Source organism: Stomatobaculum sp. F0698, from assembly GCF_030644385.1.
Taxonomy (GTDB): Bacteria; Bacillota; Clostridia; order Lachnospirales; family Lachnospiraceae; genus Moryella.
Map to the genome: position 1 here is coordinate 1,922,807 of NZ_CP130060.1, position 12,492 is coordinate 1,935,298.

Sequence of the window (12,492 nt, forward strand, 5' to 3'; positions counted from 1 at the left end):
GAACTTTGCACTTTTTTTATTTGGATGATTGTAAGATGAACTAGGACAATAAAAAAGAGCCGATGACGAACTCGTGGTATGATGAAGCTACCACACACCAACACACCAGGAGGTTCGCCATGGCCCAGAACGAGTATACCACAAATAGAAAATATCGCCACCTGACACGCGAAAAGCGTGCACAGATTGAAGTGCTGCTGCAATTAAAGCTCCCCAAAAGTCGCATCGCGCGCGAAATCGGGATTGCAAGGTCAACTTTATATAATGAACTTGCCAGAGGTACTGTACAGCAGTTAGGACGGAATCTGGAGCCATACACTCGGTACTTTGGAGATTCGGGACAGCGTGTCTACGAACATCGAAGACGAAATAGTCATTGCCCCATGAAGCTGGTGAAAGCTAAGAAGTTCGTGTCTTTTGCAGTAAAGCAGATACTGACAAAGCATCTGGCACCTGATACGATTTGCGGTCTTGCCAAAGAAAAGGGCTGTTTCACCGAGCTGGTTTGCAGCAAGACACTTTATAACTATATTGAGCGTGGATTGTTAAAAGCTCGAAATATCGATCTCGCGCTAAAGGTCAAACGTAAACAACACCGTAAGGGACATCCGCAGCATAAGCGGCTGTATGGCCTGAGTATTGAAGCTCGCCCCCAAGTAGTCAATCAGCGGGAGGAGTTTGGGCATTGGGAGATTGATACCGTGGTCGGTCGAAAGGAGTCACAATCCGTTTTGTTGACACTGGATGAGCGAATCACAAGATTTCGACACATTATAAAGATACCCGGTAGAAGCACACAAGCGGTCGAGCAAGGTTTAAAAACGCTCCGAGAGCTATACGGAGAACGATTCAGCCAAGTCTTTCGCTCCATCACAAGTGACAATGGCAGTGAATTTGCTTCACTGCCACAGTTGCTTTCCACGATACCCATATACTATGCCCATCCTTACTCCGCCTACGAACGCGGACTGAATGAAAAGCAGAACTCATTGATTCGCCGGTTCTTACCAAAAGGGAGTTCTTTTGATGTAGTTACGGATGAGCAGATAAGAGAGATACAGAACTGGATCAATCAACTCCCTCGAAAATCCTTTCATTACAGTTCGCCGGAGGAATTATTTCAGACTGTCCTACTTGATCTTGCAATCTAGCCACTTTTTTTATTTTTTTGTCCTTCTGCCGAGAACACGATTTTTGCTGTTTTTTGAGGCGTCCCTCGTTACTGCCGTTTTATCGATATTTTGTATCCCGTTGCTATTCCGATCCTCTCTTTTGCTATCTTTCGAAATTCTGCTCCGCTGTGACAGCTCCCGGTATTCTCCGCAACTCCAAGCTCTCATTCCCATTCCAATGCTTCCCATACTCCTATCGTATCCCATTCCCTATCGGCCCGCCTACCCCATCAACCCTCAAACCTCTATCGCTTCTCAACTTCCTATTTCCTCTTATCCCCAGGTGCTTCTGATCCCCCTCCCTCGCTCACATATCTAAATCATTCTCATTTCCCATCCTTTTCTTCCGCTGCCTTCTCTTATACCCTATCGCTACTCATCCCTGAATCTCTCTTCCTTTCACTCCCTTCACACCCTATCGCCTATCGACACTCTCCCCTTCTCTCTTTCCCTGCTTTTTCTAATTGCCCTCAACGCTCTATGTCCCAAACTCTCGAGAGCTTTCCCACTTTCCCGACTCCCGGAATTTTCTGTCGAAGCCTATCTTCTATATTAGAACAGCTCCTTTCCGCCGCGTCGCCTTGCACCGCTCACAGCCGCATGCTAGAATGTTTTTCTGTACGTTTTTGGAGGTCTTCTATGATTTATCTCGATTACAGCGCAAATACTCCCGCCGACCCGAGGGTTGCAGAGGCGTTTTTCCGCGCAAGTCTCGATTTTCCCGGCAATCCGAATTCCAAACATCCCGCAGGACAGGCGGCGGCTAACGCACTCAGCGAAAGCCGAAACCGCATCGCGGAATTACTCTCCGTTCTGCCCGAAGAGCTTATCTTTACTTCCGGCGCAACGGAATCCAATAATCTTGCACTGCTCGGCAGCGTCGCGGCGCGGCGCCATGTCGGTCGCCACATCATCAGCACCGCGCTTGAACACCCTTCGGTCAGTGCCTGTCTGAGTCACTTGCAGGAAAACGGCTATGAGATCGATCTACTCCCGATTCTTTCAAACGGCCGCATCAATCTCGAAGCCCTAAACTCTTTGCTCCGGAAGGATACCTGTCTGGTCGCACTCTCCGCGGTCGACAGCGAGCTCGGCACGGTGCAACCGCTTGCGGAGGCCGTCGAACGGATACGCCGTTTCCCCGACTGCCACTTTCATGTCGACGCAACCCAGGCGATTGGGAAAATAAGTACAGACTTTCGCCTTGCAGACAGCGTGAGCTTTGCGCCGCACAAGTTTTACGGCCTTATCGGCAGCGGTGTTTTATATAAGAAGAAAGGCATTCCGCTGCTCCCGCAGCTCCATGGCGGTGAAAGCGATTCTCCTTACCGCAGCGGTACGCCTGCCCTCGCGGAAATCAAAGCGCTGGAATGCGCGCTGGAACTTGCGCTCACCGAGCAGGTCAGCCGAAACGAGGCGGTCCGCGCACACAATGCCTATCTCCGCACTGCGTTTTCCAAGGAGAAAAAAGTCAGCATCAACAGCCCGGCGGATGCGGTTCCGCACATTCTGAATCTGAGCATCGCCGGCAATCGCGGTTCCGCCGTGCAGGCCGCACTTGCCGAGGCGGATATCTGCATCTCGGTGAAATCCGCCTGCTCCTCCGATGCCCTTCCGAGTCGCGCGGTCTTTGCCGTGAGTCGCTCCCGAAAAAACGCTCTCGCCTCCTTTCGCGTGAGTTTAAGCCACTTGACCACCCGAGAAGAGTTGGACGCTCTCCTAAGTGCGCTCGCTCCTCTCCTGCATATTTGAAAGGAGTGCCCATGGCACGAGAACTCTTGCCCTATCAGCTCGCCGAACGGAGCATCATCAAAAAATACAGAAAGCAACTCTGGAATCCCTTTATTGCCGCCGTAAAACGCTATGAACTCGTAGAGCCTGGCGATAAAATCGCGGTCTGTATTTCCGGCGGCAAAGACTCCATGTTGCTTGCCAAGCTTTTCCAGGAACTGCACCGCCACAGCGACGTTCCCTTTGAGGTCATCTACCTCGTCATGGATCCGGGCTACAACGAAATTAACCGCGCAAAAATCGAGAGCAACGCAAAACTGCTCAACATCCCGATTACTGTTTTCGAGACCGACATCTTTGATGTCGCGAACAATGCCGACGAACACCCCTGCTATCTCTGTGCGCGCATGCGCCGCGGCCACCTCTACCGCAAGGCCAAAGACCTCGGCTGCAACAAAATCGCACTCGGCCACCACTTAAATGACGTAATCGAGACCACCGTCATGGCAATGTTCTACAGCTCCCAACTGCAGGGCATGATGCCGAAGCTACACTCACAAAACTTTGAGGGTATGGAACTCATACGTCCGATGTACTGCATCCGCGAGGACGATATCATCGCGTGGCGTCGCTACAACGAGCTCTCGTTTATACAATGCGCCTGCCGTTTCACCGAAAACTGCACCATCTGTGACAATGGGGGCGGCGGCAGCAAGCGCCAGGAGATTAAAATCCTGCTGCGCCACTTAAAACAGAACAATCCGGACATCGAAAAGAGTATTTTCAACGCGATTCATGCTGTCTGCACAGAAACCTTCCCGGGTTTCCGCAGAACAGACGGGGATCACAGCTTCCTCGAGGATTACGCGACAAGGCGAGGGGAATAAAATGCCCCGCCCAAATCTCCCGCTCTCAAACGAAAAATCCCCCGTTACGCAAATGTCGTAACGAGGGATTTTTTGATGTGTATCGTTTGATTTCCTTTCACTTGATTGCTTTTCCCATTGCTTCCGAAATGCCCGACTCTATCGCACAAAAAGCCTTGCAATACGGATATAATGAATGTATCTGAAACAACCCCCTGATTTGGGGCTTTGCTTCGAAGCAAACGAAAGGAACTCCGATCATGTGCAAGAGCAAGAAAATAACTTCAACCGAATGGAGCGCTTCCGCAACGTGCAAATCCGCGCTGTATGACGGAAACGGGCTGAATTTCCTATTGTCTATACTCGGGATTGCGTGTAAGGCCTCCGCAATGCTTGGTTTCTCCGTTTTCACCCAAAAGGTCATAGACACCATCTCCGGCGAGCGTAGCAGTACCGTTCCCTATCTGCTTCTCTGCGCTGTAGCCTGTATCGGCTGTCTGCTCACCGGCGCCGTGCTCGAATATATCTTTTGGACCGCATTTCGGAGTCGCGCGCTGACACAGTACAGGGCACATGTCTGCGCGAAGATTCTCGGTAAGGACATTGCCGCCTTCCGGCAAGAAAGTTCCGCAAACTATACCTCTGCAATTTCAAACGACTTGAATCAAATTCGTATGAATTATCTTGAGCAATTGCCTTACGCCGCCGAACTGCTTTTCAGCTTTACCGGTACCGTCATTCTGATGCTCCGCTATGATATCAAACTGGCCTTGATTGCCTTTTCGGTTTCATTATTGCCCATCCTGCTCTCTTCCTTCCGCATGAAGCAGATTGAAGAATGCGAGAGCAACATGGCCCTTGCAAACAGCCGCTTTCTCGGGGCTTTTGCGGAAGTACTGCAAGGCTTTCGTTCCATCAAGAGCGTAAAGGCGGAACGCGCCGTAGTTCAAAAACTGGAGCACGTCAATGCGGATGCCTCCGCGGCTTTCAGCAGGCGCGAACACGCGGAAATCTCGGTCGCATACATCGCCTCACTGGTCGGTCACCTGGCACAGATTGTATTTTTCTTTGCGGCGCTCTTCCTCGCAAAAAGCGGTGAGGGGATATCCGTCGGCATGATTGTCGTATTTGTACAGCTCATGCGAAACATCTCTCAGCTTGGCATTAGCATGCCCGAGCTCATGGCCAACATCAAGGCATCTCGGAAACTCATGCAAAACCATGACCGTTTTCTTGCGTCACATCGAGCGCAGGGAAGAACTGCCTTGGTCACTTGCTGTGACAGAATCGAAGTAGAGCAAGTTTCCGTTGACTACGGAAACACGAAAAAGATACTCAGTGATATCTCGTTTTCGCTTCCCGCAAACGGATGTTACGCTATCATAGGCGAAAGCGGAAGCGGGAAGACCAGTCTCTTAAATCTGCTTGCCGGATCCATGCGAGAATACACCGGGTATATCCGCTATGACGGCTCGGACATCGGAGATATTTCCAATGAAAGCCTTTTCGATTTGATTTCGGTCATTCAACAGGAGGTTTTCATCTTCGATGCAAGCATACGCGACAACATCACCATGTTCGGCTCCTGTTCGGAAGAAGAGCTTTACGACGCAATCCGTAAGGCGGGACTTGCCGCATTGACGGAGCAAAAGGGCTTGGACTATCTCTGCGGCGAAAACGGAAAACTGCTTTCCGGCGGAGAACGGCAGCGCATCGGGATTGCGAGAAGCATCCTAAAGAAAAACAAGGTACTGCTGCTCGATGAGGCCACTTCCGCACTGGATGCCCGAACCGGATATCAAATCATCGACACCGTCCAAAAGATGGAAGCTACAACGCGTGTCGTTGTCACGCACGACATCTACCCCGAACTCATGGAGCGCTTTGACTGCGTGTTTGTCCTGAAGGACGGTCGGGTCGCGGAATCCGGCAAGTTCGATGAGCTTCTTGCCCGAAAAGGAGCATGTTGGTCGCTGGTAAACAAGACAACAGCAGCATGATGTGACCTGCTCTCTTGATTGCGAGTGCGCATACTCTCCGGTGATGCGCAGTTTCCGGCGGCACAAAAAAGGGAGTTCCCTCACGGGAACTCCCTTCCGATTTCTCGTATTTCCGCCTGTGGCTTAGTCCACCTGGTACGGAAGCAGAGCAATGTGACGTGCTCTCTTGATTGCGAGCGTAAGCGCTCTCTGGTGACGCGCGCAGTTTCCGGTGATGCGGCGCGGAAGAATCTTACCTCTCTCGGAGATGTACTTCTTCAGCGTTGCAACATCCTTGTAATCTACCGGCTTTGCGCTCTCAGCACAAAACACACAAACTTTTCTTCTTCTGCGCATGCCGCCCGGACGTCTGTTTCTCTGTCCTTCCGGTCTGTCACTTCTGTTAAAAGGCATAACCTTGTCCCCCTATCTGATTAATTGAACGGCAGTCCTTCGTCTTCGACGCCGTCCGGGATATTCATGAATCCCTCGGTGCTGGCACTCTGCGGGCTCGGTCTTCTCTCCTCCGCATAGCCTGTCTGTGCGGCGCTGTTATAATTTCCGCTTCCGCCGTTGCCAGCGCCCTTGCTGTCGGCGAATTCCTGATCTTCCAATATCACTTCGGTTGTATAAACTTTCTGCCCTTCACGGTTCGTGTAGCTTCCGGTCTGAATCCGTCCGGACACCAGCACGCGCATTCCCTGACGGAAATACTTCTCCGCGAACTCTGCTGCGCGGTCAAATGCGACACAGGGGATGAAATCCGCCGTCTGCTCGCCGTTGCCGTTCCCACGTCTGCCTCTGCGGTCCACCGCAAGGGTGTAACGCGCAATCGCCATGGACTTTTCGCCGCTCGAATAGCGAACTTCCGGATCTCTCGTCAGTCTTCCCATCAAAACGACTTTGTTCATACAATCACTCTTTCTGAATTATTCTGCCTGTGCGGGCTGCTCGACAGTTTCGTCTCTGACGATCAGATATCTCACGACCGGCTCGAAAATGCGAAGGCTTGCTTCCAGCTCGTTCGGCGTGGACGCATCCTCGGACTCGAACTTGATGAAGTAGTAGAAGCCTTCCTTCATCTTCTGGATGTCGTAAGCAAATCTCTTCTTACCCCAGTCGTCGACGTTCGTCACAGTGCCGTTGAAGCGGGTGATGTAACCCTGCGCCTTCTCAAGCGCAGCCACCTTCTCTTCTTCTTCGAGCTTTCCGTTCAGAACAAGCGTCAATTCGTATTTGTTCATTTCGCTCTTCCTCCTTTTGGTCTCCGGCCTCCGGTCACGTCCGGAAGCAAGGATATAATGTCACGGTGTCTTATTCTACCCGATTTCACACGGTTTTGCAAGCGCAAATGTCCCGAAAGTCGCGCAGTTTCGCGCCTTTGTGAGCCTTCTCGTGTGCCTTGCTTCAGCGAGCCGGATTGAGCGCCTCGGAAAGCACTTCTCCGATCGGCGCCTGAATGACCAAATCCGCATCCCGATCCGCAGGCGTTGCACTGCGGTTGATGACGACCAGCCGCCTTCCCGAAAAATAGCGAAGCAGTCCCGCCGCCGGATAAACCGCGAGCGAGGTCCCGCCTATAATCAACATATCCGCCGCCGCAATGCAGCGCGCTGCCTCTTCGAGAAGCCCTGTATCAAGCGCCTCCTCATAGAGTACCACATCCGGCTTAATAATCCCGCCGCAGTCGCAGTGAGGAACCGTTCCCGGCCGCGCGAGCATATCCTGCAAATCGTAGAACTTCCCGCAGCGCTGACAGTGGTTTCGAAGCACCGTGCCGTGAAGCGGAAGCACCTTTTTGCTCCCGGCCTTCTCGTGAAGGCCGTCTATGTTCTGGGTGATTACAGCGCTTAACTTTCCCTGCCGCTCCAGTTCCGCGAGCGCAAGGTGCGCGGCATTCGGCTCTGCCTCGGGATAGAGCATGCGTTCCTTATAAAATTCATAGAATTGCTCCGTGTGCGAGAGGAAAAAGCTGTGACTCACAATCTGCTCCGGCGGATAGCGCCGCTTCTCCGCATAGAGCCCGTCCGATGAGCGAAAGTCCGGAATGCCGCTCTCGGTCGAAACGCCCGCCCCGCCGAAAAAGACAATATGTTGACTCTCCGAAATCCAAGCCGAAAGTGCTGTAATCTGTGCTTCTAAGCGATCCGCTTCTCCGCCCATAGCCGCTCCTTTCTTTTTCGTCAGCGCAGTCCCATGAACTGCTGCATCAAAAGACTCACGCAAGTAATGCCTGCCCAGCAAACCGCACCGAGCAGTAAGGGCTTACCGCCGCTCCGTATGAGTTTCACCACGTTGCTGTTTAAACCGATGGCCGCCATTGCCATGACAATGCAGAACTTCGAGAGCTCTTTCAACGGGCGGAAAGCCGCCGAAGAGACGCCCGCCTGCAGGGCAACGGTCGTAATCAGCGCGGCCAGAATAAAATAGAGAATGAACATCGGGAAGGCGCGCCGCAGTTGAAAGCCGTTCTGCTCTCCTCCCGCCTTTGCCGCCTGCTTGGCACGATATACACTCAGCGCCAGCGTAATCGGAATGATTGCGAGCGTTCTTGTGAGTTTCACCGTGACCGCCGTGTCCAAGGTATCCGTCCCGAGCTTCCACATGCTGTCCCAGGTGGAAGCCGCTGCCGTCACCGAAGAGGTGTCGTTGATGGCCGTGCCCGCAAAGACGCCGAAGGCCGTGCCGCTCCCGGTATCAAAACCGAGCACCCTGCCGAGTATCGGAAAGAAAATCGCAGCGAGCACATTAAAAAAGAAAATGACCGAGATGGCCTGTGCGACCTCGTCATCGTTCGCGTCGATGACAGGCGCGGTTGCCGCGATCGCCGAGCCGCCGCAGATTGAAGAGCCCACGCCGACCAGGGTCGCAATGTTCCCCGAAATTCGGAGCGCCCGCTGTAAGCCCCACGCGAGCAGCAGGGCCGTCGCAATGGTGCATACAATAATGGGGAGCGATTGCCTTCCCGTCTTTAAAATGACGCCGAGATTTAAGCCGAAACCGAGCAGAACCACAGCGGCCTGCAGGACGTACTTGGAGGTGAAACGTATCCCGGCCTCCGCTCTCCCCTTATTTGTCCAAACCATGGTGAGTAACATGCCGCCGAGAATGGCGAGCACCGCCCCGCCGATCAGCGGAAAGCGCTTTCCGAGCAGCCATGCCGGCACGGCAAGCGCAAAGCAGACCAGAATACCGGGTCCCGTTTTTTTGATTCCGTTCATATACCTCCCCCTCTTTGCCCGCCGCAGACACAGCTCTTCCGTATCCGCAACAGGGATTTCTCTTTCTTCTATTCTGTTCCGGCTTTGGGTGCCGCTACTCGCCCACCCCCGGGTGCCACTTCCCCTGAAAATTCCCTGCAAGAATGGGATGCGCTTTCGCAGAACCCAGGTTTTCCCCTTACATTTCTTCGTCAAAATAGGCTCTGTATGACGTCAATTCCGCCGCCCAAGCCTCTCGCTTCATGCCGAAAAAGACGGATACCAATTCTTCCGGTGTGAGTGCCATGATTTCCCGCCCGCGCTTTCCGGATGCCGCAAGCCGCTCAAGCCGACTCCCGCACTTCGTAGCGCGTAAGCAAAAGACGCCGTTATTCTCGGCAATCAGCGGATCTTTCAGCGAGAAAAACAGTTCTCGCTCCTCCGCAGCGACCTCCGGCCGCAGGGAGATGCCCGCAAAAAAGTCCGGCAGCGAGAGCACGCGCGCCATGATAAAGGGCTCGGTGCCGCAGAATTTGATGCTCGCCTTCTCCGGCAGCACAAGGCGCGCATCCCGCTCTACGGTATCCGCGTAGTCAAAGCACTCCATCCCGATTAAGCGCTCGCCCCCGTCCTGTCTTTCCCAGACGGACAACATGCGCCCGTCCCCGGCGGACAGTTCCCCGCCGATTTGTCGAAAATACGCGGGACTGCGCAGGCAGTAACATTGATACTTCTCGCCGAGCACCTTGTTTGCGCAGCGCGAGAGCTCCGCAAGCAGTGCGTCATCCTCTACATCCACGCGCTTGCAGTGGTAGCGCGCATCGTTCTTCAATATGCGCTTTTCGCGTTTTGAGGCGTAGGCAAACTGAAACGGCGTGTAGTAATCGGGATTTGCGGGCTTCAAAAAAACAAAAGGCTTCTTTTCGGCATACTCATCGAGTAGCGCCGTCATGAGGATGCGCCGCATAACCCCCTGCCTGCGATACTTTTTCCCGGTCGCAACCGCAACAATATAGGACAAGTCCCAATCCTTGTCGCCGAAACGCACCCGGCAGGGATTCAGGCAGAGCATGCCCATCACCTCACTCCCGTTTCGAATGGCATAGACCCGATTTTCCCGCATGCGAGTCTCATAGTAATAGTCCCGCGCGCGCACACTGTCCTCCGGAAAGGCCTCCGCATACAGTGCCCGTGTGCTCTCCTTCTCTTCCGCTTCCAAGCGTTTTACTTCCATCTGCACCCTTCTCTCCCCATTTGAAAAAGACCTGTCGCGATGCGGACAGGTCTTTGGGGATTGTTCAGTATTGCATTTCTGCCCGGACTTGATCCGCGCTGAGCTCCGCGCCGCTTCTCTCCATAATCAAAAACTTCTTTGCGAAACCGGAGGGATAGTAGCTGAGCTTTGACTTCCGCAGTCCCTCCAGACCAACATCGTCCTCGCGGTTGATGATGGCCGCCTCCGGAAACGCGCGACACAAAAACTCTTTGTTGATTGCCTGATACAGCCCGTCAATCTCGGGATTTGCCTTTTCGATGTGAATCACCGCCATGCTGTCGCGCCGATTCAGACTGCCCACGGAAAAGGCCTCGAGCTCACCGTCGATAAAGATGGCGCCCGTCTCGGCACTGATTTCCGAACAGTGATTCAGAAGGTCATGGATGCCATCGACCTCGCGGTCCAGATGACTCTCAACCTCCTCGCCCTTGCCGCCCCGCCATTTGTCGAGAAAGCGAATCACCGCATCGTGGTCGGAACATTCGAGTGGCCGGTAGCTGAAGCGCTCCCCGTAGTTCTTCATAAAGTTGTTGTAGTGATTCTTTTTCTTGTGGAGCTTTCTGCCCGACAGCGTGCGGAGCGCATTGCCGTCGTAGAGATAGTCCTTTGCGTCCTCTTCCTCCTCGACCAGATATTTCTCCGGCGAAAGGTTCAATGCATTGACGGCTCCTTCATCCGCAAGCTTTATAACCAGCGGCTTTTTTAAAACCTCATGAAAATAGCGCTGCAGCGCCGCAAAGCACGCGGGCAAATCCTCCTCCCGCGCAAGCGGCATGGCCGCATAGGGCTCCTCTTCGGTTCCGTAGAGCCAAAGCAGGCCCAGTTCCCGCTCCCCGTCGCGTAACACCGCCGCACGCGCGTCAAAATACTTTCTCCAGAGAAAACTCTCGAGCGGCGTGCTGTCCGAGGTCAGATTGGAACGCAACTCATAAAAATGTGCGTAGCCCGCGATATCTCCCGCGTGAAAGTGATGAAACTCCGGCTGTCCGCCCTGATTCTTCCGTAATTCCATAGCACCTGAAGCTGCGCTTCAGTCTAACTCCTTTCCGGTGAGCATCGCATACGCCTCTTTGTACTTTGCGATGGTCTTGTCAATGACTTCCTCAGGAAGCTTGTAGTCGCTGTCCGGATTTGCCTTCAGCCAGTCGCGCACAAACTGCTTGTCAAACGAAGGCTGTGACTTGCCCGGTGCATAGCCCTCTAGCGGCCAAAAGCGCGAGGAATCCGGGGTCAGCATCTCGTCCGCAAGGACAACCTCACCCGCCTCGTTGAGGCCGAACTCAAACTTCGTGTCCGCAATGATAATGCCCTTGGTCTTTGCGTAGTCCGCGCAGAGACGATAGAGCGCCAGCGTCTTATCGCGGATAATCTCCGCATACTCTTTTCCCTTGCCCGGGAAGGCCTTCTCAAGCACTTCAATGCAGCGCGCAAAATCAATGTTCTCGTCATGGTCGCCGATTTCCGCCTTGGTGCTCGGGGTGAAGATAGGCTCCGGCAGCTGCTCGGACTCCTGCAAGCCCGCCGGAAGCTGAATACCGCAAACGGTTCCGTTCTTCTTATAGCTCTCCCAGCCGCTGCCCGTGATATAGCCGCGGACAATGCACTCAATCGGCAACATTGTGAGCTTCTTGCAAAGCATGCTGCGGCGCTCGAATTCCGGTGTGCGGAAATATTCCGGCATGTCCGCCGTATCCGTGCTGATCATGTGGTTCGGCATGACATCCTTGGTATACTCAAACCAGAAACGGGACAGCTGCGTGAGCACCGCCCCCTTATCCGTAATGCGATTCTTTAAGATTACGTCAAAGGCGGAAATGCGATCCGTCGCGACCATGATAAGGCCCTCGCCGACATCGTAGATCTCGCGCACTTTTCCCTCTTTTACCGGTCTGTACTCCTGCATACTCGTACCTCCTCTTAATGGTGAAGCTCTGCTTCGGGTATCGTATCACAAACCGCACGGCTTGTACATGCCGCCGAAGCCTTGGAAATCTCATTCAAAAAAGAGAGCAATCCATGGTTTTTGCAAGAAGCCGAAGAACCCGATCAATGATGCGAAAATCAACTGTCCAAACTCCATCCGTAGGTGTCTTCGAATGCTCTTCGGTAGTTCTCTTCGAATATCGCGAAGTATCGCTCTAAAGCTTCTTTCGCCGCTTGGGGTGCGTCTTCTCGCAGCCGCCCTTTCTCCAGATACGGCTCAAAAATAGCTTCCAGTTTGAGTTGCTCTTCCGTATGTCTAATAATCATCCCAATCTCCTTTCTTCT

13 protein-coding genes are annotated in these 12,492 nt (G+C 53.3%); 4 read left to right on the forward strand and 9 right to left on the reverse strand.

The genetic code is table 11. The features are described 5' to 3' along the window. Positions 1–119 precede the first annotated feature (119 nt). The 4 genes from QU660_RS08735 (at position 120) to QU660_RS08750 (ending at position 5,769) form a co-directional block, all read left to right on the forward strand. Positions 120–1,151, forward strand: coding sequence for an IS30 family transposase (locus tag QU660_RS08735; RefSeq protein WP_304945692.1), 1,032 nt, complete (start codon positions 120–122; stop codon positions 1,149–1,151). Positions 1,152–1,811: 660 nt separating this feature from the next. Further along, a complete protein-coding gene (locus QU660_RS08740; protein WP_304946132.1) occupies positions 1,812–2,924 on the forward strand; it encodes a cysteine desulfurase family protein in 1,113 nt (370 codons plus the stop codon). Positions 2,925–2,935: 11 nt separating this feature from the next. Continuing rightward, entirely contained in the window at positions 2,936–3,790 is an 855-nt protein-coding gene (locus tag QU660_RS08745; RefSeq protein ID WP_304946133.1) for a tRNA 2-thiocytidine biosynthesis TtcA family protein, read from the forward strand. A 239-nt stretch (positions 3,791–4,029) separates the two neighbouring features. Beyond that, positions 4,030–5,769 carry an ABC transporter ATP-binding protein gene (locus tag QU660_RS08750; protein ID WP_304946134.1) on the forward strand — a complete coding sequence of 580 codons (1,740 nt, stop codon included), beginning with the start codon at positions 4,030–4,032 and terminating at the stop codon, positions 5,767–5,769. Between the two features lie 123 nt (positions 5,770–5,892). Here QU660_RS08750 and rpsR read toward each other — a convergent pair whose 3' ends face one another. The 9 genes from rpsR to QU660_RS08795 form a co-directional block, all read right to left on the reverse strand. Then, a complete protein-coding gene (gene rpsR, locus QU660_RS08755) occupies positions 5,893–6,162 on the reverse strand; it encodes a 30S ribosomal protein S18 (RefSeq protein ID WP_304946135.1) in 270 nt (89 codons plus the stop codon). Between the two features lie 20 nt (positions 6,163–6,182). Then, on the reverse strand, positions 6,183–6,659 hold the full coding sequence (locus QU660_RS08760) for a single-stranded DNA-binding protein (protein ID WP_304946136.1): 477 nt from the start codon (positions 6,657–6,659) through the stop codon (positions 6,183–6,185). Positions 6,660–6,677: 18 nt separating this feature from the next. Beyond that, a complete protein-coding gene (gene rpsF / locus QU660_RS08765) occupies positions 6,678–6,992 on the reverse strand; it encodes a 30S ribosomal protein S6 (RefSeq protein WP_304946137.1) in 315 nt (104 codons plus the stop codon). 163 nt (positions 6,993–7,155) lie between these two features. Next, positions 7,156–7,911: an NAD-dependent protein deacylase gene (locus QU660_RS08770; protein WP_304946138.1), complete on the reverse strand. Its 756-nt coding sequence runs from the start codon at positions 7,909–7,911 to the stop codon at positions 7,156–7,158. Positions 7,912–7,931: 20 nt separating this feature from the next. Then, a complete protein-coding gene (locus QU660_RS08775; protein WP_304946139.1) occupies positions 7,932–8,969 on the reverse strand; it encodes a YeiH family protein in 1,038 nt (345 codons plus the stop codon). Between the two features lie 178 nt (positions 8,970–9,147). Continuing rightward, on the reverse strand, positions 9,148–10,182 hold the full coding sequence (locus QU660_RS08780) for a GNAT family N-acetyltransferase (RefSeq protein WP_304946140.1): 1,035 nt from the start codon (positions 10,180–10,182) through the stop codon (positions 9,148–9,150). 64 nt (positions 10,183–10,246) lie between these two features. After that, entirely contained in the window at positions 10,247–11,236 is a 990-nt protein-coding gene (locus QU660_RS08785) for a DUF2156 domain-containing protein (RefSeq protein ID WP_304946141.1), read from the reverse strand. A gap of 18 nt (positions 11,237–11,254) precedes the next feature. Next, complete coding sequence (locus tag QU660_RS08790) at positions 11,255–12,127, reverse strand: phosphoribosylaminoimidazolesuccinocarboxamide synthase (RefSeq protein WP_304946142.1); 873 nt, start codon at positions 12,125–12,127, stop codon at positions 11,255–11,257. Between the two features lie 158 nt (positions 12,128–12,285). Beyond that, positions 12,286–12,474, reverse strand: coding sequence for a hypothetical protein (locus QU660_RS08795; RefSeq protein WP_304946143.1), 189 nt, complete (start codon positions 12,472–12,474; stop codon positions 12,286–12,288). Between the last annotated feature and the right edge of the window lie 18 nt (positions 12,475–12,492).

What these genes read in the sequence shown, in the direction of transcription:
- QU660_RS08790 (WP_304946142.1), bottom strand. Translation starts at nt 12,127, where the DNA reads ATGCAGGAGTACAGACCGGTAAAAGAGGGAAAAGTGCGCGAGATCTAC.
- QU660_RS08770 (WP_304946138.1), bottom strand. Translation starts at nt 7,911, where the DNA reads ATGGGCGGAGAAGCGGATCGCTTAGAAGCACAGATTACAGCACTTTCG.
- QU660_RS08780 (WP_304946140.1), bottom strand. Translation starts at nt 10,182, where the DNA reads ATGGAAGTAAAACGCTTGGAAGCGGAAGAGAAGGAGAGCACACGGGCA.
- rpsR (WP_304946135.1), bottom strand. Translation starts at nt 6,162, where the DNA reads ATGCCTTTTAACAGAAGTGACAGACCGGAAGGACAGAGAAACAGACGT.
- QU660_RS08795 (WP_304946143.1), bottom strand. Translation starts at nt 12,474, where the DNA reads ATGATTATTAGACATACGGAAGAGCAACTCAAACTGGAAGCTATTTTT.
- QU660_RS08735 (WP_304945692.1), top strand. Translation starts at nt 120, where the DNA reads ATGGCCCAGAACGAGTATACCACAAATAGAAAATATCGCCACCTGACA.
- QU660_RS08775 (WP_304946139.1), bottom strand. Translation starts at nt 8,969, where the DNA reads ATGAACGGAATCAAAAAAACGGGACCCGGTATTCTGGTCTGCTTTGCG.
- rpsF (WP_304946137.1), bottom strand. Translation starts at nt 6,992, where the DNA reads ATGAACAAATACGAATTGACGCTTGTTCTGAACGGAAAGCTCGAAGAA.
- QU660_RS08760 (WP_304946136.1), bottom strand. Translation starts at nt 6,659, where the DNA reads ATGAACAAAGTCGTTTTGATGGGAAGACTGACGAGAGATCCGGAAGTT.
- QU660_RS08785 (WP_304946141.1), bottom strand. Translation starts at nt 11,236, where the DNA reads ATGGAATTACGGAAGAATCAGGGCGGACAGCCGGAGTTTCATCACTTT.
- QU660_RS08745 (WP_304946133.1), top strand. Translation starts at nt 2,936, where the DNA reads ATGGCACGAGAACTCTTGCCCTATCAGCTCGCCGAACGGAGCATCATC.
- QU660_RS08740 (WP_304946132.1), top strand. Translation starts at nt 1,812, where the DNA reads ATGATTTATCTCGATTACAGCGCAAATACTCCCGCCGACCCGAGGGTT.
- QU660_RS08750 (WP_304946134.1), top strand. Translation starts at nt 4,030, where the DNA reads ATGTGCAAGAGCAAGAAAATAACTTCAACCGAATGGAGCGCTTCCGCA.